Genomic DNA, 23,810 nt, shown 5'->3' on the forward strand with positions numbered 1-23,810 from the left:
CTTTCTGTGGTGGCTCGGCGGGACTCAGGCGTCGGCGGCGTCGGCGGCCGCGGCGGAGGCCTGCGCCTCGGCCTCCAGCGCCTCGGCGGCGGCCGCGGGCTCGGGGTCGAACCGGACGACGAGCCTGTTCTCGTCGACGAGCAGCCGCTCGGCGGCGGCCCGCACCTCCTCGGCCGTGATGTCCTGCCACCGGGCCGGCCAGGTCAGGGCCAGCTCGGGGTCGTCGAACAGCTGCGTGCAGGAGCTGATCGCGTCGGCCAGCCCGGCGGGGCCGGAGATGGACTGCAGGTGGTCCCGCTCCAGGACCGCGCGCGCCCGGTCGAGCTCCTCCTCGGTGACGCCCTGGGCGACCTTGGCGACCTCGGCGAGGATCTCGGCCTCCAGGGTGTCGCCGTCCACGTTCTCGCGGGCGAGCATGTTCACCAGCAGCAGGCTGTCGGTGTAGCGGAACGGCAGGACGTCGGCGGCGGCGCCGCCGTCGTCGGCGGCGATGGGGCGGTCCACGACCAGGGACCGGTACAGGCGGCTGCCCTGGCCCTGGCCGAGCACGGCCGAGAGCAGGTGGGCGACGTCGAACCCGCGCTCGCCGTAGGCGGGGGCGCGGTAGCACAGGAACACCCCGGCGGCCGGGACGGTCTCCACGACCAGGTCGCGCAGCGGGCCGCCCAGCGGGGCGCGCAGGACCGCGTCGGGGGCCTGCGGGACCTCCTCGCGGGCCGGGATGTCCCCGAAGTACTTCTCCACCCGGGCCCGCACGTCCTCGGGGTCCAGCTCGCTGACCACGGTGATGACGCAGTTGTCGGGGCCGTAGTGGGCCTTGTGGAAGGACTTGACGTAGTCCAGGTCCGCCGCGTCCAGGTCGGCCATGGAGCCGATGGTCGGGTGGTGGTAGGGGTGGCCCTCGGGGTAGGCCAGGCGCAGGATGCGCTCCAGGGCGGTCCCGTAGGGCTGGTTGTCGTAGCGCTGGCGGCGCTCGTTCTTGACCACGTCGCGCTGGTTGTCCAGCACCTCCTGGGTCATCCCGTCGCGCAGGGTCGCCAGGCGGTCGGCCTCCAGCCACAGGATCCGGTCCAGGGCGTGGGCGGGGACCGTCTCGTAGTAGTTGGTGCGGTCGCTCGAGGTGGAGGCGTTGATGTCGCCGCCCAGGCGCTCGATCTCCTCGAAGTGCTCGCCCTTGGCGACGTTGCCGCTGCCCTGGAACATCAGGTGCTCGAAGAGGTGGGCGAACCCGGTCCGGCCGGGCACCTCGTGGCGGGACCCGACCCCGTACCACAGGTTCACGGCCGCCACCTGGCCGGTGGAGGCGGGCGCGGTCACCAGGCGCATCCCGTTCTCCAGCCTGTACTGAACCAACCGTCCCGCCGCTCCGATGCCGGTCACCAGTGCATGCACCCCGATTCACGCCGTCGCCTGTAGCCGGTCACCGCGCCGAAGCGGTGACGACTACGACCCTACGGCCTCCGGACACCCGGTGGACACCCGAACAGGCGCACCGGCCCGGGATCAGTTGCTGTAGCCGTCGGTGTTCATCGAGGCCGCCACCTGGTCGTAGACGGCGCTGTACTGGGAGTCGGCCGACCACACGTAGAGCAGCACGTCGCTGATCGGCAGGAACCACATGCGCACCTCGAAGGTGTCGTCGTTGGCGCAGGTCACCCGCCACACGGAGTGGTGGGACTTGAGGTCGTTGGCGTGCGTGGTGAAGTCGGAGACCGTCAGCTCCGCCCCGGAGACGCCGATACCGCCGGAGGCCGCGGTGTTGAGGCTGCGGCAGCTGCTCGTGTCGTCCGCCCAGCCGTCGTCCTTGGCGTGGGCGTCGCCCTTCTTGGGCCATTCCCGCGGGTTGTTCTCCGCGGCCCGCGGGGTGAGGCGGATGGACCCGTAGGCGCAGGCGGCCTGCCCGGGCGGGCTGGCGCACAGGGTGCCGCCCTCGTTCTGGATCTCCCAGCCCTCGGGCATGTCGATCGTGATGCCGTCGATGGTCTGGGAGGCGAACCCCTCGGGGCCGGGCGGTTCGACGGCCGGAACGACGCCGCTGGCGCCCATCTCCAGGCCGGACTCCTCGCCGCCGCCCTCGTCGGAACCCCCGGAGCAGGCCGTGAGCAGCAGCAGGGAGGCCGCCGCGGCCGCCGCTCCCGCGGCGCGCGCGCCGCGCGTCCGATCCCCTCGCCCGTGGATGCCCGCCATCGCCTCGTCCCTCTCAAGCCGTGCGTTCCGCCGGTCAGAACACAGTCGACCTTAGGGCATGTTCCGGTAATACTCACCCGTCGCGGGACGCCCGGGGACCTCTCCCCGCGCCGCGCGGTCCGCCCCCGGCCCCGTCGTCCACAGGTGGCCGCGGGCGCCCCTCCCGGCGGGGCCCCGCCGACTACCCTGGGGCCATGGTGGACCTCGCGAAGATCACGCAACCCTTGTCCCTCGACCGGTTCGGCCCCCGCAGGGACGGACCCCTGGTGCTGGAGCTGGACCTGACCGAGGGGGTCGCCGACGAGGCCCCCGGGGACCCGATCGGCCAGCTCGTCAACCGCCGGCGCCAGCACTACCTGGACGTGGTGGAGGGGATCCGCCGCGGCGCCCGCGACCCGGGCGTGGCCGCTCTGCTGGTGCGGGTGGACGCCCGCTCCCTGGGGTTCGCCAAGGTGCAGGAGCTGCGCGCGTGCGTCGCCGACTTCCGCGCGTCCGGCAAGCCCGCCCTGGCCTGGGCCGACTCCTTCGGCGAGGCGGGCGACGGCAACCTGCCCTACTACCTGGCCTGCGCCTTCTCCGAGATCGTCATGGCGCCCACCGGCGTGCTGGGGCTGACCGGCCTGCGGCTCAAGAGCACCTTCGTCAAGGGCGCCCTGGACAAGGTGGGCCTGGACTACGAGGTCGGCAAGCGGTACGAGTACAAGAACGCGCTCAACGGGGTCACCGAGACCGGGTTCACCGACGCCCACCGGGAGGCGACCGAGCGGATCGTCACCTCGCTGGGCGACCAGCTGGTCGAGGGCGTGGCCGCGGCCCGCCCGCTCTCCGCCGACGAGGTGCGCGACCTGCTCTCCCGGGGGCCGTTCATGGGCGACGAGGCGGTCGGGCACGGCCTGGTGGACCGCCTGGCCTACCGCGACGAGATCTACGCCGACCTGCTGTCCCGGGTGCGCGGCCAGGACGGCCCCGAGCCGCGGCTCGCCTTCGTCACCCGCTACCACCGCCGCAACACCCCGGGGCCGCTCCCGCGGGTGGGCGGGGACGCCGACCACATCGCCCTGATCACCGCCACCGGGGCGATCAGCCTGGGGCGCACCCGCCGCTCGCCGCTGGGCGGCGGCACGGTGATGGGCTCGGACACGGTGTGCGCGGCGTTCCGGGCCGCCCGCCGCGACCCGCACGTCAAGGCGGTGGTGTTCCGGGTGGACAGCCGGGGCGGGTCGCCCACGGCCTCCGACGCCATCCGCCGCGAGGCGGAGCTGACCCGCGAGGCGGGCATCCCGGTGGTGGTGACGATGGGCGACATCGCCGGGTCGGGCGGCTACTACGTGACGCTGGCCTCGGACGCGATCGTGGCCCAGCCGGGCACGCTGACCGGGTCCATCGGCGTCATCGTCGGCAAGCCGGTGGTGGGGCCGCTGCTGGAGCGGTACGGGATCACCAGCGACACGGTGGCCGTCGGCGAGCACGCCGGGATGTTCGACTCCGACCGGCCGTTCAGCGAGTCGGAGTGGGAGCGGGTCGACAACCTGCTGGACCGGGTGTACGAGGACTTCACCGGCAAGGTCGCCGCGGCGCGGGGCATGAGCCGGGACGAGGTGCACGAGGTGGCCCGGGGACGGGTGTGGACCGGCCGGGACGCCGCCGAGCGCGGCCTGGTGGACACGCTGGGCGGGCTGGAGACGGCGGTGCGCATCGCCCGGGAGAAGGCGGGCGGCCGCGCGCTGCCGCTGCGCCCGTTCCCGCGCCAGAACCCGCTGGACCGGCTGCGCCCGCACGAGTCCAGCGAGGACCCGGCCGCCGCCCAGCCGCAGAGCTCCCTGAGCGCCTGGGGCCCGCTGCGCCGCGTCGCCGCCGCCCTGGGCCTGCCCGAGGCCGGCCCCCTCACCATGCCCGACCCCGGACGGCTGCTGTAGCCGCCGGAGCGCGGCGCCCCGCGGCGTCCCCTCTCCGGCCGGGTCCGGCGGGCGGGGCCGCCGCGCGGCAGGAGGACCCGTACGGCGGACGGGGCACGGGAGGGCGCCCGGTACGGGATGATCGGGGCGATGGACGTACACGCACGAGCGGGGGGGTGACGGGGTGGGCGACCCGGTGGCGACCGGTCCTTACCTGGACGCGATGGGGCTGCTGCCGGTCGGGGTCGCGGTGGTGACCGTCGCCGACGGCCGGGACGACATCGGGGCGACGGTGAGCTCCTTCGGGTCCGTCTCCGCCGATCCCCCGGTGGTCTCGGTGAGCGTGGACTCCGACGGGTACGTGGCCGAGGTGATCGAAGAGGTCGGCGCGTTCGCGGTGAGCGTGCTCGGCGGCGGCCAGACGGCGCTGGCGGGCCGGTTCTCCGCCGAGGGCAGGCCCAGCGCCCGGCGGCTGGTGTCCGGGCTGGACCACCACCGCGGGGAGCACACCCGGGCGATCGTGCTGGACGACGCCCTGGCGGCGTTCGAGTGCCGGGTGCTGGACCACGTCGAGGTGGGCGACCACACCGTGTTCTTCGCCGCCGTGACCGCCCTGCCCGCGGTGCGCGGCACGGGCCCGGCCCTGGTGCGCCGCGCCGGCCGCTACCGCCCGGTCGACTGACCGCGCCGGAGACCGGCGGCCCCGCGCGGCCCGGACCGTCCGGTCCCGGCCGCGCGGGGCACCTCCGACCCCCGCCCTCCGCCCGGCCCGGCGCGCCGGGCCGGGCCGGGCGACCGTCGGGCCGCGGCGGAGCGAAGGCCCGGAGGAGTACCTCCTAGGGCGTGTTCGGCGGATGCTTTCGAGTGTTCCGGCGCTTGCGCCGAATGGCGGGAGCGGCCGCGAGGCGATCTCTCGCAAGACGACCAGCGCGGGTCGGCCCGGGTTCGGCCCTCCGAGCGCAGGCGGCGCGGCGAGAGGAAGCCTCGCGGCCGCGACCCGGAATGATCCGCCGAACACGCCCTAGGCCAGGTCCTGAGCGCCCAGCCACTCCTGGGCGACGTCGGCCGCCTCCTCGTTGTCGATGATGATCCGCTCGTTGAGCGCGGTCAGCTCCTCGGTGGTGAGCGCCGCCGACACCGCGTTCAGCACGGCGCGGGCGTCCTCGTCCACCTGCTCGGAGTTGATGAGCGGGGTGACGTTCTGGGCGCCGAACAGGTTCTCCGGGTCCTCCAGGACCACGAAGCCCTGCGCCGCGATCTGCGGGTCGGTGGTGAACAGGTTGGCGGCCTGCACGTCCCCGTCCGTGAGCGCCTGCGGGATCAGCGCCGGGTCCAGGGCCCGGAACTCGCCGAACTCCACGCCGTAGGTGTCGGCCAGGCCCGGCACGCCCTGGGGCCGGGTCTCGAACTCCGGCGGGGCGCCCAGGGCCATGTCGCCCGCCGCCTCGGCCAGGTCGGCGATACTGGCCAGCCCGTACTCCTCGGCGGTCTGCGGGGTCACCGTGACGGAGTCCTTGTTCTCCGCCGCGGACGACTCCAGGATCTCCAGCCCCTCCGGCAGCGCCTCGGTGATGGCCGCGTTGGTCTCCTCCGCGGTGCCCACCGGGGCCTGGTCGTCGAGGTAGGCGAGGATGCCGCCGTTGTACTCCGGGAACACCGACAGCCGACCGGACTCCACCTGCGAGTAGTACACCTCCCGGCTGCCGATGTTGAGCTGGTACTCCACCTCGAAGCCCTCGGCGGCCAGGGCGCGGCCGTAGATCTCGGCGAGCAGCGCGCTCTCGGGGAAGTCGGCCGAGCCGACGACGATGGCGCCGGAGCCCTCCTGGCCCCCTCCCCCGTTCTCCTCCTGGAAGGGGTCGCTGGCGCCGCAGGCGCTCAGCAACAGGACCAGGGGGAGCCCGGCGAGGGCGATCCGTGTCTTCATCTTCGGGAAACCTTCTCTCTCGTCGGCCCGCCGTGTCGGCGGACCCCTCACCGCGCGGTCGCGGCCTGCGCGCGCAGTCCGGGGGCGACCAGCAGGCGGCGCGCCCCGGCGAACAAAAGTGTGGTGACGACGGCCAGCGCCACCACGAGGACGGAACCGCCCAGGATCATGGACAGGTTCTGCTGGGCCTGGCCGTCGAAGATGTAGCGGCCCAGGCCGCCGACGCCCACGTAGGCGGCGATGGTGGCGGTCGCCACGACCTGGACGGCGGCGGTGCGCAGCCCGATCAGGATGAGCGGCAGCGCCACCGGCAGCTCCAGGCGCAGCAGGACCTCGCGGCCGCGCATGCCCATGCCCCGGGCGGCGTCGCGCAGCCCGGCGTCGACCGAGCGCACGCCCTCGTGGGTGTTGACCAGGATCGGCGGCACCGCCAGCGCCACCAGGGCGGCGGTGACCGGGACCAGGCCGATCCCGGCCGCCATGACGACGAGGAACAGCACGCCGATGGTGGGCAGCGCCCGGGCGAAGTTGGCCAGGCTCGCGGTGAGGAACCCGCCCACACCGGTGTGCCCGGTGAGCAGGCCGACGGGTACCGCGATGAGCGCCGACAGCACCAGGGCCAGCAGCGAGTAGTACACGTGCTCGCCGAGCCGGGCGGGGATGCCGGCGGACCCGCTCCACTGGGCGGGATCGCCGAACCAGGCGATGAGGCCGTCGAGGATCTCCACGGTCACCCCTTCCCCGGCGGTGCGACCGCCGTCGATTCGAGGGCCTCGGCTCCCGCGGGGGCCGCCGCGGCCCGGCGGCGGCGCCGGAACCCGGCGCGCGGCCGGTCGCGCCGCGCCCACGGGGTGAGCAGGCGCTGGGCCAGGACGAGCAGGGCGTCGGTGGCGAAGGCCAGCAGCACCACGAGCACGACGCCCACCACGATGGGCGCGTCGAACTGGCGGCGGAACCCGTCGCTGAGGATGAGCCGCCCCAGGCCGCCCAGGCCCACCAGGGAGGCGACGCTGACCATGCTGATGGTGGCCACCGACGCCACCCGCAGCCCTGCGATGATGACCGGCACCGCCACCGGCGTCTCCACCCGGACCAGGCGGCGCAGCGGGCCGAAGCCCATCGCCACGGCCGCCTGGCGGACGTGGTCGGGCACCTGGTTCAGCCCGTCGACCACGTTGGGCAGCAGGATGACCAGCGTGTACAGCGCCAGCGGCACGATCGCCGTCCAGTCGCTGAACCCGGTGTAGGGCAGCAGCAGGAAGAACAGGGCGATGGAGGGCACGGCGTAGAGCACGTTCACGCCGGTCAGCAGCGGCGGGTACAGCACCTTCCAGCGCACGCAGGCCAGGCCCAGCGGGACCGCCAGCACCAGCCCGATGGCGATGGAGGAGTACGCCAGGCGGACGTGCTCCACCAGCCGGGGCCGGATGCCCCGCCCCGGCTCCTCGGGGAAGTACCAGTTGGCCGCCGCCCAGTCCCACACGCCCTGGGCCCAGTCCCAGACCCCGGCGCTCATTCGGTCACCGACCACAGGGCGGCGCCGAGCTCGTCCTGGCTCACCACTCCCAGCACCCGGCCGTCGCCGTCCACTCCGACGGCGCGCCCGGCGGGCGAGAGCACGGCGGCGTCCAGCGCGGCGCGCAGGGAGTCGGTCTCCACCGTGAACGTGTGACCGTAGGGGACGGTGTCCAGTTCGCCCAGGCGGATGCCGGAGGGGACGTCGGCCAGGGAGCGCTCGGAGATCCACCCCAGGGGCGCCCGGTCGGTGTCGACGACCAGCAGCCAGGGGTGTTCGGCGGCGATGTGGCGCACGTCCTCGACCTTGAGGTCGTCCTCGAAGACGACGTCGTCGCGCAGCGACAGGGTCCGGGCGGGGAAGAACGACAGCCGGCGCACGCCCCGGTCGTGGCCGACGAAGGATTCGACGAAGTCGTCGGCGGGGGTGGTGAGCAGCCGCTCGGGGGTGTCGTACTGGGCGAGTTCGCCGCCGGGGCGGAACACCGCGATGCGGTCGCCCAGGCGCACGGCCTCGTCGATGTCGTGGGTGACGAACACGATGGTCTTGTGGAGCTCCTGCTGGAGCCGCAGCAGCTCGTCCTGGAGCCCGGTGCGCACCACGGGGTCGACGGCGCTGAAGGGCTCGTCCATGAGCAGGACGGGCGGGTCGGCGGCCAGGGCGCGGGCGACGCCGACGCGCTGCTGCTGCCCGCCGGAGAGCTGGTGGGGCCAGCGGCGGCCCATGGCGGGGTCGAGTCCGACCAGCTCCATGAGCTCGGCGGCGCGGGCGCGGGCGGTCCTCCTGGGCGTGCCCACCAGCAGCGGCACGGTCGCGATGTTGTCCAGGACGGTGCGGTGCGGGAACAGCCCGGCCTGCTGGATGACGTACCCGATGCCGCGGCGCAGCAGGGCGGGGTCGCGTTCGCGGATGTCGACGCCGTCGATGCGCACGGTCCCCCGGGTGGGCTCGACCATGCGGTTGATCATCCGCAGGGACGTGGTCTTACCGCTGCCGGAGGGGCCGACGAAGACCGTCGTCCGGCCGGTCTCGACGGTGAGGTCGAGGTCGGCGACGGCGACGGTGCCGTCGGGGTAGTGCTTGGCGGCGCCCTCGAAGGTGATCATCGGGGTCTCCAGTCCGGGGCGGGGCGGATGGTACGGGTGCGGGCCCTGCGGGAGGGGGGACCCCGGGGGCGGACCGTTCGACGGTACCCGTGTTCGAGTCCGCCAAACGGGAAGGACGCACACCGTGACCGAATCGCCCTATTACACACTTTTCCCGTCGGACAGAGGGGGAATGGGGAGGGGTGCCGCGGCGGCGGGGGCCGCGGCGGGCCGTCAGGCCCGTTCCAGGGCCCACTCCGCGATCCGGTGCAGGTCGTCGGCGACCAGGTCGGCCCGTGCCGCGTGGGGCGAGGCGGAGTGCCGGTACCCGTAGATCCCCCGGCGCAGCAGGGCCGTCCTCATGCCCGCCCGCAGCGCGGGCAGCACGTCGTTGTCGACCCGGTCGCCCACATAGAGGATCTCCCCGGCCGAGATCCCGGGCCGGACCAGGGCGGCCAGGTCCAGGACCCGGTCGAAGAACTCCGGCTCCGGCTTCTTCACGCCCCAGGTGTCGGAGATGCCGATCCCGTCCACGCCCAGCCCCATCGCCTCCAGCGCGGGCCCGGCCTCGGGCGGCTGGTTCCCGGCGATGACCAGCGACAGGCCGCCCCGGCGCATGGTCTCGAACGCGGGCCGCACGTCCGGGTACAGGTCCTTCTCCCCGAAGTGCTCGCGCTCGCCGTCCGGGTCCTCGGCCCGCCAGCGCTCGCTCTCGGCCGCCAGGTCGAATCCGGGCACCATCAGGCGGAACCCGTCGGTGAGGGTGCCGCCGTCGGCCAGGACACCGCCGATGGTGCCGAAGAACGCCATGTGCGGGATCCCGAACCGGTCCGCCCAGCGCTCGAAGATCCGCGTCTCGTCGACCAGTGTTTCCCCGACGTCGAACACCACAGTACGAATAGCCACGTCGGGGAAGTCTACTTGTCCCCCGCACCCTGTCCGGGGGGCCGCAGCACCGCGAAGGCGTCGGTGATCTGCAGGCTCCGCGACCGGAACCGGAACAGCGCCGCGGGCCGGCCGCCCGAGCGGCCCGAGGGCACCGAGCGCCCGGTCTCCTCGATCTGCCCCCGGCGCAGCAGCACCCGGCGCAGGTTGGTGGCGGCCACGTCGTGCCCCAGCGCGGCCCGGTAGTAGCCCGACAGCTCCGACATGGTGAACTCCGGCGGGGCCAGGGCGAACCCCACGTTGGTGTAGCTGAGCTTGGCGCGCAGCCTCTGGCGCCCGGAGCGGACGATGGAGGCGTGGTCGAAGGCCATCGGCGGCAGGTCGCCGGCGGGGTGCCAGCGGGTGTCGGCGGGCACCACGGGGTCGATGCCGGCCGGGACCAGGCCCAGGTAGGCGGTGGCCAGGGTGCGGCGCTCGGGGTGGCGGTCGGGGTCGCTGCGCGTCTCCAACTGCTCCAGGTGCGACAGGTCGCGCACGTCGACCTTCTGGGCGAGCTGGCGGCTGATGGAGGCGCCCAGGCTCTCGTCGGCCCGCAGCCTGCCGCCGGGCAGCGCCCACTCCCCCTCGCAGGGCGGCAGCGCGCGGCGCCACAGCAGGACGCACAGCTCTCCGGCGCGGATCTGGAGGACGACGGCGAGCGCCTCGTGCGCCGAGAGTCCCGTGTCCTCGGCCACGGCGCCCACCACCTGTCCGTTTGCTTCCGGGATATCCACCCTGTCCCTTCCGTTCCCCGACATGTTAAGCTGCGACAGGTTTGTGCCTGACAGACAAAAACCCTGTCCCCGCACCGACCAGCCACGGCGCGGCGTCCACGCCCGCCCACAGCCTCAAGGAAGTAGTACGGACATGGCACCGGTCACCGCCTCGGCGGACACCATGACCAGGCAGGAATGGGCCGCGGAGGTCCGCCGCCTGGCGCAGGAGCGCGACGCGGTCATCCTCGCGCACAACTACCAGCGTCCGGAAATCCAGGACGTCGCGCACCACACCGGCGACTCCCTGGCCCTGTCCCGCCTGGCCGCCACCGTCGACGCGGGCACCATCGTCTTCTGCGGCGTGCACTTCATGGCCGAGACCGCCAAGATCCTGGCCCCGGAGAAGACGGTCCTGCTGCCGGACCCGGCGGCCGGCTGCTCCCTGGCCGACACCATCACCGCCGAGCAGGTGCGCGAGTGGAAGGCGCAGCACCCGGGCGCGGTCGTCGTCGCGTACGTCAACACCACCGCCGCGGTCAAGGCCGAGACCGACATCTGCTGCACCTCGTCCAACGCCGCCGACGTCATCCGATCGATCCCCGAGGACCGGGAGATCCTGTTCCTCCCGGACCAGTTCCTGGGCGCCCACGTCAAGCGCGTCACCGGCCGCGACAACATCCACATCTGGATGGGCGAGTGCCACGTCCACGCCGGCATCGACGGGCACACCCTGCGCCGGCGCGTGGAGTCCGAGCCCGACGCCGAGGTCTACGTGCACCCCGAGTGCGGCTGCGCCACCTCCGCCCTGTACCTGGTCGGCAGCGGCGCCGTCCCGCAGGAGCGCGTCAAGGTCCTGTCGACCGGCGGCATGCTCACCGCGGCCGAGAACACCACCGCGAAGAAGGTCCTCATCGCGACCGAGACCGGCATGCTGCACCAGCTGCGCAACGCCAACCCCAGGACCGAGTTCGAGGCGGTCAACTCGCGCGCCGAGTGCCACTACATGAAGATGATCGACGCCGACAAGCTGCTGAACTCGCTGCGCTTCGGCACCACGGAGATCACCGTGGACGCCGACACCGCGGAGCGGGCCCGCCGCTCCGTCGAGCGCATGATCGCCATCGGCTCGCCCTCGCGCGGAGGCGAGTGAACAGGGCCCCTCACCCCGCGCGAGGCCCCGGAGACCCGGCGTGAGGTAACAGAAACCTCACCTTCACGCCACAGTCCCCGGATTCCCCCGCGCGGTCCGACTCCCCCCACTACCGTCTGCGGTGTGGGGGGAGAATCGTGACCAGAGGCAACGAAAGAGACGAACCGGGTCCGGAGCCGGTCGAGGCGCTCTACGACGCCTTCGCACCGGCCCTGTACCGGTACGCCTGGTCCCTCCTGGGCGAGGGCCCCGGCACCGCCGACGCCGTACACGACGGACTGGTCGCCGCGCGCACGCTCACCGAGCGGCCCGCCGACCCGGCCGAACGCGCCCCCTGGCTGTACGCCCTGGTCCGGGCGGCCGCCCGCCGCCGCGGGTTCGTCCACGTGTGCCCCTACGCCCGGCTGGCCACCGTGCCCGCCGAGGAGCCGGTCGCGCGCATGTTCTCCCGCCTCCCGGCCAGCCACCGCGAACTGGTCGAGCTCCACCTGCGCCACGCGCTGCCCGCCTCGGCGATCGCCCGCGTCCTGGGCCTGGACCACGACCTGTGCGCCGAGCTGGCCCGCTCGGCGGTGCGCCGCGCCGCCGACGGCCTGGCCGAGGCCCGCGACCCCCGGCGCGCCGCCCGCTCCCGCGAGCGCGTGCCCGCCGACGAGGGGCCGCCCTCACCGGTCGGCTGGCGCGCCCGGATGGAGGAGGTCTCCACCGCCCTGGCGCTGCTCCGCCCGCCGGGACCGCCCCCGGGCCTGCGCGACCGGGTCCTGGAGACCTGCACCGACCCCGGTCTGGAGGGGGAGCGCCGCCGCATCGCCCGGGAGATGCACCCGCTCACCTCCGAGGGCTACCCGCTGCACCGCTCCCGGGCCGCCGAGGACGCCGCCGGCGTCGGCGGCGAGGACGGAGGGGACGGGACCGACGAGGCGCGGGCGCCGCGCCCCGCCCGGGTCCTGCCGGGCGACCGGCTGAGCACCGCCGACCACCCGGTCCGGGAGGAGCACCGGGCCCCGCTGCCCGGCCCCGGGGGCGTGGACGAGGACGAGGAGACCGCGCCCCGGCGCTCGCGCCGGGCGCTGCCGGTGGTCGCCGGGCTGGCCACCGCCGCCCTGGCCATGGCGCTGTGGGGCTGGGCCGGCGCCTCGGAGGAGCCCGCCACCGTCATCGGCACGGGCCCGGACGCCCCCCGGCCCGCCGGCCCGGTGCTCACCGGGGTGGAGACCTCCTCCAGCGCCGCCGACACCCGGCCCGAGGCCGGGCCCACCACCCCGGGGGCCCCGGCGTCGGGCACGCCCGACGCGCCGGAGACCGGGCAGGAGGAGCCGCGGGAGGAGACCGCCCCCGAAGAGCCGCAGGCCCCGCCGGCCGCCCCGGCCGACCCCGGCGACCCGCCCCGGGAGGAGCCCCCCGCGGGGGAGGCCCCGTCGCAGTCGCCCTCGCCCGGCCCCGGGGACGACGACGCCTCCGGCGGGGAACCCGGCGATGACGGGTCCGAGCGCGGAGGCGGTCTGATCAGCGGCCTGCTGGGCCTGCTCCTGGGCGGTGGCTGACGCCCGGGTCCCTGCGGGGCGGAGGTCCGGTCTAGAAGGAGGCGAGGAGGCGCTCGGCGGCGACGTGCAGCCGCCGCTCGACCTCGTCGACGTCGCGGCGGCCCTTGAGGACCTCCACCAGCTCGAAGATCCACACGCTGGTGAGCGACCCGGCCAGCACGTAGCCCACGCCCTCGCGGTCGATGTCGGGGGCGTCCTCGCGGGCGTCCTCGGCCGCCAGCGAGCCGGTGGCCACCCGCCAGACCAGGTCGGTGATGCGGACGTCCAGCTCGATCTTGACCTCGGCCATGATGAGCGAGCGCACCAGCGCGTCGGCCAGCTCCGGCTCGCGCATCAGCCCCCGGGTGGCGCGCAGCAGCACGTCCACGGCGCGGCCGGCGGGGGTGTCGGCGGTGGGCGGACGGCGGACGATGCCGCCCTCCAGCAGGTCGAGCTCCTCGGTGACCACGGCCACGACGAGGTCCATCTTGGAGGGGAAGTAGCGGTAGAGGGTGCCCAGGGCGACCCCCGCCCGCTCGGCGACCGAGCGCATCTGCATGGCCTCGACGCCGCCGCGCACGGCCAGGGCCGCCGCGGTCTGCACGATGCGCTTGCGTCGCTGGGTCTGGCTTCGCGACATGGTTCCGATCGGCGCCTGTACCGCCACAGGATCTCTCCCCTTCGTCGTCGGTCGCGCCGACTGCTCGCCGCAGCACCGAGAGGGCTACCAGGTGTGGCCGAAGCCCGTCCGGAGCACCGACCTTATGAGAACACGTTATCCAACCGCTTCCCGTTCGCGCAGCGGTTCCCTCCCATGATTCACGCCTCATTGACCGGCAGGGCAGCGGCCTTGCGGAACCGATCCAGGGTTTTTGGGAACGCTGGTACAGGATTTATAGAATATGTTCTATTTCGCTCCGGGACGGGTCGTCCACCCCCGGCGGTCACGCTGGGTGCGCACCCGCCGCCGGACCTCCGCCCGGCCGCGGCCGGCGCACACCCCCCACTCTAGAATCGAATCCGATTCTGTTTCCAGTGAGAGGCCGCCCATGCCCGAGACACCCCCCGTCGAGGACCTCGGAGACGGCGTGTGGAGCCTGCCGGTGCCCATCCCCGGCAACCCCCTCGGCTTCACCTACGTCTACGTCCTGACCGGCTCCGACGGCCCCGTCCTCATCGACACCGGCTGGGACCACGACGACTCCTGGGACGCCCTGGTCAAGGGCCTGGCCCGGATCGGACACACCGTCGGGGAGGTGCGCGGCGCCGTCCTCACCCACTTCCACCCCGACCACACCGGGCTCACCGGGCGGCTGCGCGAGTCCTCCGACGCCTGGCTGGCCATGCACCCCGCCGACATCACCGTCACCGAGCGCATGCTCGCCCTCGACGGCGACGCCCGCCTGCGCTCGCTGGCCGACCAGATGCGCGCCGCCGGATTCCCCGAGGACGACGTCGACGAACTCCTGGCCGGCCCCCGCTACTCCCCTCCCCCGGTCGTCCCCGACCTCCCCCTGGCCGACGGCGCCCGCGTGGACCTGCCCGGCCGCGACCTGCGCGCCGTGTGGACCCCCGGCCACACCCCCGGCCACCTGTGCCTGCACCTGGCCGACGGCGGGCTCCTGTTCACCGGCGACCACGTCCTGCCGCGCATCACCCCGCACGTGGGGCGGTTCCCGCTGACCACCGGCGAGGGAGACCCGCTCGGCGACTTCCTCGCCTCCCAGCGGGCCGTCGGGGGCCTGCCCGGCGCCGACACGCTGGTGTGCCTTCCCTCACACGAGCGCCGTTTCACCGGGCTGGGCGCCCGCACCGCCGAGATCGTCGAGCACCACGAGGACCGCGTCGCGGAGATCCTGACGCTGCTCCGGGCCGCGGGCCCCGCCACCCTGTGGGAGGCCGCCGCCGGCCTCACCTGGCGCCGGCCCTGGGCCGATATGAGCGTCCGCTCCCGCCACATGGCCGCCGCCGAGACCGCGGCGCACCTGCGCCTGGCCGAGGAGCGCGGGCTGGCCGCCCTCACCGGAACCCCCTCCCTGCCCCGCTGGGTCGCCGTCACCGGGCCCGATGCCCCGGCATAGGATCCCTACCAACCGGCCCGGGGGCCGACCCGAACACAACTGACGAGTAACATATGGGACGCCCGTACCCGCCACCGGCCCGGCCCGCGCGCGACGCCCGGCGGCGACCACCCCGCCCACCGAGGCGGCCGGGCCCCGCGACCCAACGAAGAGGTGGACTCTTGACCCAGTCGGGCAAAAGCACGGGACCGCACCCCGACCGCCCCCTGCGCGTGGCCCTGCTCTCCTACCGGAGCAAGCAGCACGTGGGCGGCCAGGGCGTGTACGTCCGCCACCTGTCCCGCGAGCTCGCCGCACTGGGCCACGAGGTCACCGTCTTCTCCGGCCAGCCCTACCCCGTCCTGGACGAGGGCGTCACCCTGGAGAAGATCCCCTCCCTCGACCTCTACAACGACGCCGACCCCTTCGTCGCCCCGCCGCTGCGCGAGTGGCGCGACTGGATCGACGCCCTGGAGGTCGCCACCATGTGGACCGCCGGGTTCCCCGAGCCGCTCACCTTCTCCCTGCGCGCCAACCGCGAACTCCGCCGCCGCCTGGACGAGTTCGACGTCGTCCACGACAACCAGACCCTGGGCTGGGGCCTGCTCGGCATCAAGTCCGCCGGGATCCCCCTGGTCACCACCATCCACCACCCCATCAGCGTCGACCGCCGCATCGAGATCGACGAGGCACAGGGGTGGCAGAAGCTCTCCAAGCGCCGCTGGTACGGGTTCGTCAGGATGCAGGCCAGGGTGGCCCGCCGCCTCGACCCCATCCTGGTGCCCTCCCGGTCCTCCGCCGACGACATCGCCCGCGAGTTCGGCGTGGCCCCCGAGGCCATGGAGGTCACCCCCCTGGGCGTCGACACCCGCTACTTCCACCCGCGCCCGGAGGTCCGGCGCGTCCCCGGCCGCATCGTGTGCACCGCCAGCGCCGACAGCCCCCTCAAGGGCGTCGCCACCCTGCTGCGCGCCACCGCCGAACTCGCCGCCGAGCGCGACGTCACCCTGACCGTCGTCAGCAGGCCCCGCCCCGGCGGGCCCACCGACCGGCTGGTCGACGAACTCGGCCTGCGCGACCGCGTCGAGTTCGTCAGCGGCATCGACGACACCGCGCTGGCCGAACTCATCGCCACCGCGCAGGTCGCCGTCGTCCCGTCCTTCTACGAGGGCTTCTCCCTGCCCGCCGTCGAGGCCATGGCCTGCGCCACCCCGCTCATCGCCAGCCGCGCCGGGGCGCTGCCCGAGGTCGTGGGCACCGACGGCGACGCCGGCCGCCTCATCGCCCCCGGCGACCCCGGACTGCTGGCCGCCGAGCTCGCCCGCCTCCTCGACGACGACGCCGAGCGCGAACGCATGGGCGCCGCCGCCTGGCGCCGCGTCCAGGAACGCTTCACCTGGCGGGCGGTGGCCGAGCTGACCGCCCGCCGCTACGCGTCCACGATCGCGTCCGCCACCGGCCGACGCCCCGCCGACGGGGACAGCCGCCCCGCCCCCGCCCGGGCCAACGGCGCCTGAGCACCTTTTTCGCAGAACACGAGGGAGCCTCCACTGATCACCGTCGACTTCACCCTGTTCCCCGTCGGTCCGGGCGACCGCGTGCTCGACCTGGGCTGCGGCGGCGGCCGCCACGCCTTCGAGGTCTACCGCCGCGGCGCCGACATCGTCGCCTTCGACCAGAACGTCGAGGACCTGGCCTCCGTCGAGACCATGTTCGCCGCCATGAAGGAGGAGGGCGAGGCCCCCGCCTCCGCCACCGCGGAGACCGTCAAGGGCGACGCCCTCGACATGCCCTTCGACGAGGGCTCCTTCGACCGCGTCATCGCCGCGGAGATCTTCGAGCACATCCCGCACGACACCGCCGCCATGAAGGAGCTGTACCGGGTCCTCAGGCCCGGCGGCATCGCCGCGGTGACCGTGCCCAGCTTCCTGCCCGAGCGCATCTGCTGGGCCCTCTCGGAGGAGTACCACACCAACGAGGGCGGCCACATCCGCATCTACACCCGCGCCGAGCTGGAGGCCAAGCTCAAGGCCACCGGGTTCCTGATCGGCCCGCACCACCACGCGCACGCCCTGCACGCGCCCTACTGGTGGATCAAGTGCGCGGTGGGCACCGACAACAACGACCACCCGCTCGCCAAGGCCTACCACGAGCTGCTCGTCTGGGACATGTTCCAGGCCCCCAAGGTGACCCGGGTGGCCGAGCGCCTGCTCAACCCGGTCATCGGCAAGAGCGTGGTCGTGTACGTGCGCAAGCCGCTCGACGCCGCCTGATGTCCGTCGTCACCGCACCGGACGACCTGACCCTGCGCCTGCCCGGCGTGCTGGACGCCGGGCAGCTGCTGCGCTCCGCCGACTACCTGGCCCGCAGCCAGGAGGCCGCCGGCGCCCTGCCCTGGTTCCCCGGCGGCCACACCGACGTGTGGGACCACGTCGAGTGCGCCATGGCGCTGACCGTCACCGGCCTGTGGGAGCCCGCGCACGCCGCGGCCGCCCGCCGCGCCTACCGGTGGCTGGCCGGCGCCCGCCACCCCGGCGGCGGCTGGCCCGCCAAGTTCCGCCAGGGCGTCCCCGTGACCGAGCTGCGCGAGGCCAACCACGCCGCCTACCCGGCCGTGGGGGCGTTCCACCACCTGCTCGTCACCGGGGACACGGCCTTCGCCGAGGAGCTGTGGCCCGTCGTCGAGGACGGCCTGGAGTTCGTGCTGGCCCTGCGCGGCGAACGCGGAGAGATCCTGTGGGCGCGCGGGGAGGACGGGTCCCCCGGCGACCACGCCCTGCTCACCGTCTGCGCCAGCGTGCACCACGCGCTGCGCTGCGGCGCCGCCCTGGGCGAGCGGCTGGGCCGCCCGCGCCCGGAGTGGACCGAGGCCGCCGACCGGCTGTCCGGCCTCATCAACGACGACGAGGACCTGTTCGCCGACCGCGGCCGGTTCTCGATGGACTGGTTCTACCCGATCCTGGGCGGCGCCGTCCGCGGCGAGGCCGCCCACGCGCGCCTGGCCGAGCGCTGGGACCGGTTCGTGGTCCCGGGCCTGGGCGTGCGCTGCGTCGACGACCAGCCCTGGGTCACCGCCGCCGAGACCTCCGAACTGGTCCTGGCCCTGGCCGCCGTGGGCCGGACCGGGGACGGCGTGCGCATCCTGCGCGAGGTGCAGCACCTGCGCGACGGCGACGACGGCGTCTACTGGACCGGCTACCAGTTCGCCGAGCAGGTGCGCTGGCCGGTGGAGCGCAGCACCTGGACCACCGCCGCCGTGATCCTCGCCGTGGACGCCCTCACCCGGACCACGCCGGGGTCGCACGTGTTCCTGCACACCTGGGACGGGTGAGCCCGGGCGCACACGGCGAAGGGGCCGCGGACGTCGCCGTCCGCGGCCCCTTCGCACTCACCCCGCCCGGCGGGGTCAGCCGGCCGGGAACTCCCTGACCTCCTCGCGGGCCGGCGGGGTCTCCCCGCCGCCGCCCTCGCCGTCACCCGGCCCGGGGAACTCCGGAACCTCCGGGACCTCCGGCGTGCCCGGGTTCTCCGGGGTCTCCGGGACCTCGGGGACCTCCGGCGTGCCCGGGTCCTGGGGCGTCTCCTCCGGCAGCTCCTCCACCGGCTCCTCCGGAGCCTGGGTGGACGGGTCCGGCGCCCAGTACTGGGTGGACCCGGCGAACGCGGGCGGCGGGAACTCCTTGCGCTCGTACCCCTCCATCGCCCGCTGCATGTAGTCGCGCCAGATCGGCGCCGCCACACCGCCACCGGAGATGTCGTAGCCGGGGATGCCGAACGACTGGTTGTTCTCGTTGTAGACGCCCACCGCCGTGGACAGCTGCGGGGTGTACCCGACGAACCAGGCGGCGACGCTGTCCGAGGTGGTACCGGTCTTGCCCGCCACCGGGTGCGTCCAGAAGTTCGCCGAGGTGCCGGTACCGCCCTGGACCACCTGCTCCAGCGCGTAGGTGACGTCCGCGGCGGTCGACTCCTTGATCGCCTGCCGGGACTCCACCTCGGGGCGCACCTCCTCGCCGTCGGCGTTGAGGATCGACTTGATCACGTGCGTGTCCACGTGGCGGCCGCCGTTGGCGAAGGTCGCGTACGCGCCCGCCTGGTCCAGCGGCGTCACCGTGGAGACGCCCAGCGCCAGGGTGGGCACCAGCTGGTGGTCCTCGATGCTGCCCTCGCGCAGGCCGATGTCGTACGCGGTGTCGCGCACGTTCTCGTAGCCGACCTCCATGTTCAGCTCGACGAAGCCGAGGTTGTTGGAGACGCGGGTGGCCTGGACCAGGTCCATCGGACCGCCCGGGGCGTTGCCCGCGTTCTGGATCCGCGAGCCCTGGATCTGGCGCGGGCCGCTGCCGTCCACGAAGCTGTTGAGGCTGTAGCCCTCCTCCAGCGCGGTGGCCAGCACGTAGGGCTTGAACGCCGAACCGGCCTGGGCGCCGCCCAGCAGCGCGCTGTCGTACTGGTTCTCCAGGTAGTCGTGGCCGCCGTAGAACGCCAGCACCTCACCGGTGGCGTTGTCCACGGTCGCCATGCCGACGTTGACGCCCTCGGGGATGACCTCCTGCGGGATGGCGGCCTCCACCACCTCGTAGGCGGCGTCCATCATGTCCTGGTCGAAGGTGGTGACGACGGTGAAGCCCTGCCGGTTGATCTGGTCCTCGGTGTAGCCCAGCTCCTCCAGCTCGCGCATCGCGGCCTCGTACATGTAGCCGCGGTAGCCGCTCAGGTCGTTGTCGGCCCCGGGCTCGTACTCGATCGGCGCGGGGAACTCCATCCCGTCGGCCTCGGACTGGGTGATGGCGCCCGTGGTCACCATGCCGTCGACGACGTAGCGCCAGCGCTGCTCCATCTCCGGCGTGGTGTTGACGTCCGCCTCGCCGAACGGCGTCGGCTGCTGGATGGCGGCGGCCAGGAAGGCGGCCTCCTCCGGGGTCAGCTCATTGGCGTTCTTGTCGTAGTAGGCCTGGGCCGCGGCCTGGATCCCGTAGGCCTGGCGGCCGAAGTAGATGGTGTTGAGGTACTGCTCCATCACCCATTCTTTGGTCTCGCTCTGGTCGACCTTGATGGAGATGATGATCTCCTGGATCTTCCGGGAGACGGTCTGCTCGAAGGACACGCCCTCGTAGTAGTTGCGGACCATCTGCTGGGTGATGGTGGAGCCGCCCTGGACCTGCTGGCCGGTGACCGTGGACCAGACGGCGCGGGTGGTGCCGCGCACGGAGACGCCGGGCTCGGTCCAGAAGCCCCGGTCCTCGGCGGAGATGACGGCCTCGACGACCTGGTCGCCGTTCTCGGTCATCTCCTCGTAGGTGATGGGGTCGCGGTCGGTGCCGCGGTAGGCGAACTCGGTCTCCCCGTCGCCGAAGTAGAAGGTCGACCCCTGCTCCACGGCGTCGGCCTTCGCGGCGTCGGGGACCTCGACGGTGGCGTAGAAGTACGCGAAGGCGCCGCAGGCGATGATGACCATCAGCGCGGAGGCCACCAGGAAGGTGCGCAGGATCCGCCACCAGAGCGGCTTCTTGCGCTTGCCCTTCTTGGCCTTGGCCTTCTTCCCGGGGCCGGTGCCGGCGGGACCCGACGGGCTGGACGAACCGCTGGGACCGGTGGGGCCGCCGGGCCCCCCGGGGCCGCTCGGGCCTCCGGGACCGTTCGGGCCTCCGGGACCCTGGGGCGGGCGGCCCGCGCCGGCGGCTCCGACGTAGTTGGACAGCCGCTGCGGCTGCGGCCACATCGCCCCGGCCTCGGCCGCGGACTCCTCCGTGACCTGGGGGTCCGGAACGGGCCCGGCGACGGACTGCGGAGCCTCGGGCGCACCGGGGGGCGTGGCGGGAGGCGCGGCGGACACGGGAGGCGTCGAGGGCTCGGCCGCGGACCCGGCGGGCGGGACCGGCGGGGCGGCGGGAGTCCAGGACGGGGCCTCGGGCGCACCGCCCTGCGCGGCTCCGGCGGGATCGGCGGCGTCGGCGGCCTTCCCGGCCGCGGCGGTGGTGGTGTCGTCGGCGGCGGGCGCGGGCTCGGAACCGGCCGCGGCGGCGCCCGGCTCGGACGCACCGGACCCCTCGGACCCGTCGGTCGCGGACCGGGGGCCGTCGGCCGGCTCGGGAGCCTGCGCCGCGGTGGCGGCGGCAGCGGCCACCGCGGCCGCGCCGGCGGACTCCTCCGCGGAGGAACGCTCCCCGGATTCGTCGGCGGTCCCCCTCTCCGCCTGCGCGGACGCTGTTTCGGGCTCGTCGGCCGCCGAGTTTCCGGTCACCTCCGGAGCCGCCTCGGCGGACTCCTCCGCGGTCTCCGCGGTGGCCCTCCCCGGCTCCCGCCCGTCCTCCCCCTCGGAGGACTCGTCGAAGCCCTGCTCCGCGAGGACCTGCGCGACCCGCTCGCGGAAGAAGGTGCCGCTGGTCTTGAAAGTGATGTGCCCGGAGTCGGCCGCCGAGTCGGCGTCCCCGCCACCACCGGTGGTCGGGGCGCGGTCGGCCGTGTCCTCTCCGGCGTCGGGCAGCTCCTCCGCAGAGGTGTCGTTGGTCTCCGGCGCGACGTCCTCATCGTGCACGGGGCGCTGCCCATCCGCCCCGTTCGCGCCGTTTGTGCTCTCGCTCAGCTCCCCGCCCCCATGGCAAATCACGTCCGGCACGGTGCCGTCCTGGTATTTGACGCGCAACCGCCCCGGATCGGTTCAGTCAAGATTTGGACCGAAGTGGTCTTTCGGGGGATAACGCCACCATCGCTCCGCCCCTTCTCGACACGATACCGGGCCGTAACCATGTCAAGGCCGAATCCATAACCGGGTGGTGACTTCTTACCGAAGGCTTACCCGGCGGGGGCGTGTCCCAGGACGGCCGTTGCCCGACCGGTTCGGGGAGGTGGGAGGGCTCAGGCGACCCGTTCCAGGACCCGCATCGAACCGACCGCCGCGACCTCTTTGAACAGACCGGAGTCCAGGGCCCGGAGGTAGATGTTGTACGGGGGGCGCCCGCCGTCCGCGGGGTCGGGGAAGACGTCGTGGATCACCAGCGCGCCGCCGGGGGCGACGTGCCCGCTCCAGCCGGCGTAGTCGGCCTGCGCGGCCTCCTCGCTGTGGCCGCCGTCGATGAACAGCATCCCCAGCGGGGTGCCCCACACCGAGGCCACCTCGGCGGAGCGGCCGACCACGACGATGACCTCGTCGTCCAGCCCGGCCAGGGTGAGGGTCCGGCGCAGGTGCGGGAGCGTGTCGAACTTCCCGGTCTCCCGGTCCACGAGCGTCGCGTCGTGGTACTCCCAGCCCTCCTGGTGCTCCTCCGACCCGCGGTGGTGGTCCACGGTGACCACCTTCACGCCGGTGGCCCGGGCCGCCGCACCGAGGAAGACGGTGGACTTGCCGCAGTAGGTGCCGATCTCCACGACGGGCCCGACAGGGGCGTAACGGAGGGCGGTCTCGTACAGGGCGGTGCCCTCGTCCGTGGGCATGAAGCCCTTGGCGGCCTCGGCGGCGGCGAGCAGGTCGGCGGGGATGGGAATCGTCATGGGTGAATTGTCCCACCGGTGGGGGGCGGGTCCTCCGTTCGGCTCCGCTGATGCGCCCGTGTGCGCCCCTCCAACGCCGTGGTGGGCGACGGGTGGGTCCGTCCGGGGCCCAGCCGCGTCCTGAGGGCGGAACGTCTCCTTCGGCCCCAAGGGGTGGGGGTGGGCGTGCCCGCCGTCCCCGGGCACACGGGGGAAGGCCGCAGGGGGTCGCCCGCGGAGCGGGCCCTCAGCCACTGCCGGGGAGCGCCGCTGGGCCTCCGCCGCAGGGGGTGATGGTTCGCGCATACCCACGGACCCAGCACCAGCACCAGCACCAGCACCAGCACCAGCACCAGCACCAAGGACACTCTCATGCCCTTTCAACGCTGTGGTGGGTGACGGGTGGATCTGTCCGGGGCCGAGCCACGGCCGGAGAGCGGATCATCTCCTTCGACCCCAGGGGGTTGAGGTGGGCGTGCCCTCCGTTCCGGACACAGGGGGTGGAGGCCGCGCGTACCTGCGGGCCCTGGCCGCAGGGGGTTTCCCACCCGGCTGGGGTCCTCAGCCACCAACGGAGGGCGTCGCGGGGCCCCTGCCTCAGGGGGTGAAAGCCGCGGGTGGCTTCTCGCCCCAGCCCGAGGGGGGTTCCCGCCTGACCGGGGCCCTTAGCCACAACCGGAGGGCATCGCTGGGCCCCCGCCGCAGAGGGTGAAGGCCGCGGTCGGCTTCCCGCCCCAGCCCCAGGGGGGTTCTCACCCGACCGGGATCTCAGCCACCACCGGAAGGCGGACCGCCACCTCCGCCCCAGCGGGTTTCCCACCCAACCGGGGCCTCAGCCCCTGTCGGAAGGCGAACCGCTACCTGCGCCGCAGGGGGTGAAGGCCGCGGTCGGCTTCCCGCCCTGGCCCCAGGGGGTTTGGGAGGGCAGGCCGGGGCCTCCGCCATAGCCGTGTGAGGCCAGTGGGGTGCCCGGCCCCAGGACACAAAAAAGGGGGCCGCTACGCGACCCCCCACACACCCACACCCCGAAAACAGGGAAAGCCCCCACCCGAAGGCAGGGGCTCTCAACCCGAAGAAAACCGTGGCGGCAACCTACTCTCCCACCCCACCACAGGGCAGTACCATCAGCGCAAGGAGACTTAACGACCGGGTTCGGAAAGTAACCGGGTGTGACCCTCCCACCATAACCACCACGGAAACCCAACACCCACACCCCCAGAAAACCCAGGAGCAGGGAAGAATTCCACAGTTATGTGAACAAAGTATGCGCGAGCACCCAATTATCTGCAGCGGACAAGCCCTCGGCCTATTAGTACCGGTCAGCTCCACCCCTCACAGGGCTTCCACACCCGGCCTA

Annotated in this window: 19 protein-coding genes and 1 rRNA gene; 8 read left to right on the plus strand and 12 right to left on the minus strand. The window is 73.6% G+C overall.

Going from position 1 to position 23,810, the window contains the following annotated elements; genetic code table 11:
• Nucleotides 1-24: 24 nt before the first annotated feature.
• Together ABZ249_RS28745 and ABZ249_RS28750 are read right to left on the minus strand one after the other, a co-directional pair.
• Complete coding sequence (locus ABZ249_RS28745; protein WP_355269060.1) at nucleotides 25-1,380, minus strand: pitrilysin family protein; 1,356 nt, start codon at nucleotides 1,378-1,380, stop codon at nucleotides 25-27.
• A 123-nt stretch (nucleotides 1,381-1,503) separates the two neighbouring features.
• Nucleotides 1,504-2,187 (minus strand): hypothetical protein, encoded by a 684-nt coding sequence (locus ABZ249_RS28750; RefSeq protein WP_220562923.1) that lies wholly within the window; start codon nucleotides 2,185-2,187, stop codon nucleotides 1,504-1,506.
• Nucleotides 2,188-2,381: 194 nt separating this feature from the next.
• Between ABZ249_RS28750 and sppA the strand changes: the two genes are divergently transcribed.
• Nucleotides 2,382-4,103 carry a signal peptide peptidase SppA gene (gene sppA / locus ABZ249_RS28755; RefSeq protein WP_355269062.1) on the plus strand — a complete coding sequence of 574 codons (1,722 nt, stop codon included), beginning with the start codon at nucleotides 2,382-2,384 and terminating at the stop codon, nucleotides 4,101-4,103.
• Between the two features lie 202 nt (nucleotides 4,104-4,305).
• Nucleotides 4,306-4,764, plus strand: a complete 459-nt coding sequence (locus tag ABZ249_RS28760) for a flavin reductase family protein (RefSeq protein WP_220565313.1) — start codon at nucleotides 4,306-4,308, stop codon at nucleotides 4,762-4,764.
• Nucleotides 4,765-5,103: 339 nt separating this feature from the next.
• Here ABZ249_RS28760 and ABZ249_RS28765 read toward each other — a convergent pair whose 3' ends face one another.
• The 6 genes from ABZ249_RS28765 to ABZ249_RS28790 all read right to left on the minus strand — a co-directional run bounded on the left by ABZ249_RS28765 (nucleotide 5,104) and on the right by ABZ249_RS28790 (nucleotide 10,268).
• On the minus strand, nucleotides 5,104-6,009 hold the full coding sequence (locus ABZ249_RS28765; protein ID WP_355269064.1) for an ABC transporter substrate-binding protein: 906 nt from the start codon (nucleotides 6,007-6,009) through the stop codon (nucleotides 5,104-5,106).
• 47 nt (nucleotides 6,010-6,056) lie between these two features.
• Nucleotides 6,057-6,737, minus strand: coding sequence for an ABC transporter permease (locus ABZ249_RS28770; protein WP_355269066.1), 681 nt, complete (start codon nucleotides 6,735-6,737; stop codon nucleotides 6,057-6,059).
• 2 nt (nucleotides 6,738-6,739) lie between these two features.
• Nucleotides 6,740-7,525, minus strand: coding sequence for an ABC transporter permease subunit (locus tag ABZ249_RS28775; RefSeq protein ID WP_355269068.1), 786 nt, complete (start codon nucleotides 7,523-7,525; stop codon nucleotides 6,740-6,742).
• A complete protein-coding gene (locus tag ABZ249_RS28780) occupies nucleotides 7,522-8,631 on the minus strand; it encodes an ATP-binding cassette domain-containing protein (RefSeq protein ID WP_355269070.1) in 1,110 nt (369 codons plus the stop codon). The genes ABZ249_RS28775 and ABZ249_RS28780 overlap by 4 nt, the downstream gene beginning before the upstream one ends.
• A 213-nt stretch (nucleotides 8,632-8,844) precedes the next feature.
• Nucleotides 8,845-9,516, minus strand: a complete 672-nt coding sequence (locus ABZ249_RS28785) for an HAD family hydrolase (protein WP_355269072.1) — start codon at nucleotides 9,514-9,516, stop codon at nucleotides 8,845-8,847.
• An 11-nt stretch (nucleotides 9,517-9,527) separates the two neighbouring features.
• Nucleotides 9,528-10,268 (minus strand): NUDIX domain-containing protein, encoded by a 741-nt coding sequence (locus ABZ249_RS28790; RefSeq protein WP_355269074.1) that lies wholly within the window; start codon nucleotides 10,266-10,268, stop codon nucleotides 9,528-9,530.
• Between the two features lie 133 nt (nucleotides 10,269-10,401).
• Here ABZ249_RS28790 and nadA point away from each other — a divergent pair, with 133 nt between their 5' ends.
• Both nadA and ABZ249_RS28800 read left to right on the plus strand, forming a co-directional pair.
• Complete coding sequence (gene nadA / locus ABZ249_RS28795; RefSeq protein ID WP_355269076.1) at nucleotides 10,402-11,400, plus strand: quinolinate synthase NadA; 999 nt, start codon at nucleotides 10,402-10,404, stop codon at nucleotides 11,398-11,400.
• 137 nt (nucleotides 11,401-11,537) lie between these two features.
• Nucleotides 11,538-12,944 carry a sigma-70 family RNA polymerase sigma factor gene (locus tag ABZ249_RS28800; RefSeq protein ID WP_355269078.1) on the plus strand — a complete coding sequence of 469 codons (1,407 nt, stop codon included), beginning with the start codon at nucleotides 11,538-11,540 and terminating at the stop codon, nucleotides 12,942-12,944.
• Nucleotides 12,945-12,975: 31 nt separating this feature from the next.
• On the opposite strand, the gene ABZ249_RS28805 is transcribed toward ABZ249_RS28800, so the two are convergent.
• On the minus strand, nucleotides 12,976-13,590 hold the full coding sequence (locus ABZ249_RS28805) for a TetR family transcriptional regulator (RefSeq protein WP_355269080.1): 615 nt from the start codon (nucleotides 13,588-13,590) through the stop codon (nucleotides 12,976-12,978).
• Between the two features lie 382 nt (nucleotides 13,591-13,972).
• Between ABZ249_RS28805 and ABZ249_RS28810 the strand changes: the two genes are divergently transcribed.
• From ABZ249_RS28810 to ABZ249_RS28825, 4 genes are all read left to right on the plus strand, one after another.
• Entirely contained in the window at nucleotides 13,973-15,004 is a 1,032-nt protein-coding gene (locus ABZ249_RS28810) for an MBL fold metallo-hydrolase (protein ID WP_355269082.1), read from the plus strand.
• 161 nt (nucleotides 15,005-15,165) lie between these two features.
• A complete protein-coding gene (locus ABZ249_RS28815) occupies nucleotides 15,166-16,500 on the plus strand; it encodes a glycosyltransferase family 4 protein (protein WP_355269084.1) in 1,335 nt (444 codons plus the stop codon).
• A gap of 33 nt (nucleotides 16,501-16,533) precedes the next feature.
• Complete coding sequence (locus ABZ249_RS28820) at nucleotides 16,534-17,256, plus strand: class I SAM-dependent methyltransferase (protein ID WP_220565315.1); 723 nt, start codon at nucleotides 16,534-16,536, stop codon at nucleotides 17,254-17,256.
• Nucleotides 17,256-18,314: a prenyltransferase gene (locus ABZ249_RS28825; protein WP_355269086.1), complete on the plus strand. Its 1,059-nt coding sequence runs from the start codon at nucleotides 17,256-17,258 to the stop codon at nucleotides 18,312-18,314. The genes ABZ249_RS28820 and ABZ249_RS28825 overlap by 1 nt, the downstream gene beginning before the upstream one ends.
• Before the next feature lie 75 nt (nucleotides 18,315-18,389).
• On the opposite strand, the gene ABZ249_RS28830 is transcribed toward ABZ249_RS28825, so the two are convergent.
• The 3 genes from ABZ249_RS28830 to rrf form a co-directional block, all read right to left on the minus strand.
• On the minus strand, nucleotides 18,390-21,602 hold the full coding sequence (locus ABZ249_RS28830) for a transglycosylase domain-containing protein (protein ID WP_355269088.1): 3,213 nt from the start codon (nucleotides 21,600-21,602) through the stop codon (nucleotides 18,390-18,392).
• Between the two features lie 239 nt (nucleotides 21,603-21,841).
• Nucleotides 21,842-22,474, minus strand: a complete 633-nt coding sequence (locus tag ABZ249_RS28835; RefSeq protein ID WP_355269090.1) for a class I SAM-dependent methyltransferase — start codon at nucleotides 22,472-22,474, stop codon at nucleotides 21,842-21,844.
• 1,058 nt (nucleotides 22,475-23,532) lie between these two features.
• Nucleotides 23,533-23,648, minus strand: a 5S ribosomal RNA gene (rrf, locus tag ABZ249_RS28840).
• Between the last annotated feature and the right edge of the window lie 162 nt (nucleotides 23,649-23,810).

It is taken from the genome of Nocardiopsis sp. NPDC006139 (genome assembly GCF_040614155.1).
Taxonomy (GTDB): Bacteria; Actinomycetota; Actinomycetes; order Streptosporangiales; family Streptosporangiaceae; genus Nocardiopsis; species Nocardiopsis changdeensis.

Bases quoted from the DNA above. Each gene is read 5' to 3' on its own strand.
- ABZ249_RS28760 (WP_220565313.1), top strand. From the start codon at position 4,306: ATGGGGCTGCTGCCGGTCGGGGTCGCGGTGGTGACCGTCGCCGACGGC.
- ABZ249_RS28825 (WP_355269086.1), top strand. From the start codon at position 17,256: ATGTCCGTCGTCACCGCACCGGACGACCTGACCCTGCGCCTGCCCGGC.
- ABZ249_RS28750 (WP_220562923.1), bottom strand. From the start codon at position 2,187: ATGGCGGGCATCCACGGGCGAGGGGATCGGACGCGCGGCGCGCGCGCC.
- ABZ249_RS28780 (WP_355269070.1), bottom strand. From the start codon at position 8,631: ATGATCACCTTCGAGGGCGCCGCCAAGCACTACCCCGACGGCACCGTC.
- ABZ249_RS28765 (WP_355269064.1), bottom strand. From the start codon at position 6,009: ATGAAGACACGGATCGCCCTCGCCGGGCTCCCCCTGGTCCTGTTGCTG.
- nadA (WP_355269076.1), top strand. From the start codon at position 10,402: ATGGCACCGGTCACCGCCTCGGCGGACACCATGACCAGGCAGGAATGG.
- ABZ249_RS28810 (WP_355269082.1), top strand. From the start codon at position 13,973: ATGCCCGAGACACCCCCCGTCGAGGACCTCGGAGACGGCGTGTGGAGC.
- ABZ249_RS28775 (WP_355269068.1), bottom strand. From the start codon at position 7,525: ATGAGCGCCGGGGTCTGGGACTGGGCCCAGGGCGTGTGGGACTGGGCG.
- sppA (WP_355269062.1), top strand. From the start codon at position 2,382: ATGGTGGACCTCGCGAAGATCACGCAACCCTTGTCCCTCGACCGGTTC.
- ABZ249_RS28835 (WP_355269090.1), bottom strand. From the start codon at position 22,474: ATGACGATTCCCATCCCCGCCGACCTGCTCGCCGCCGCCGAGGCCGCC.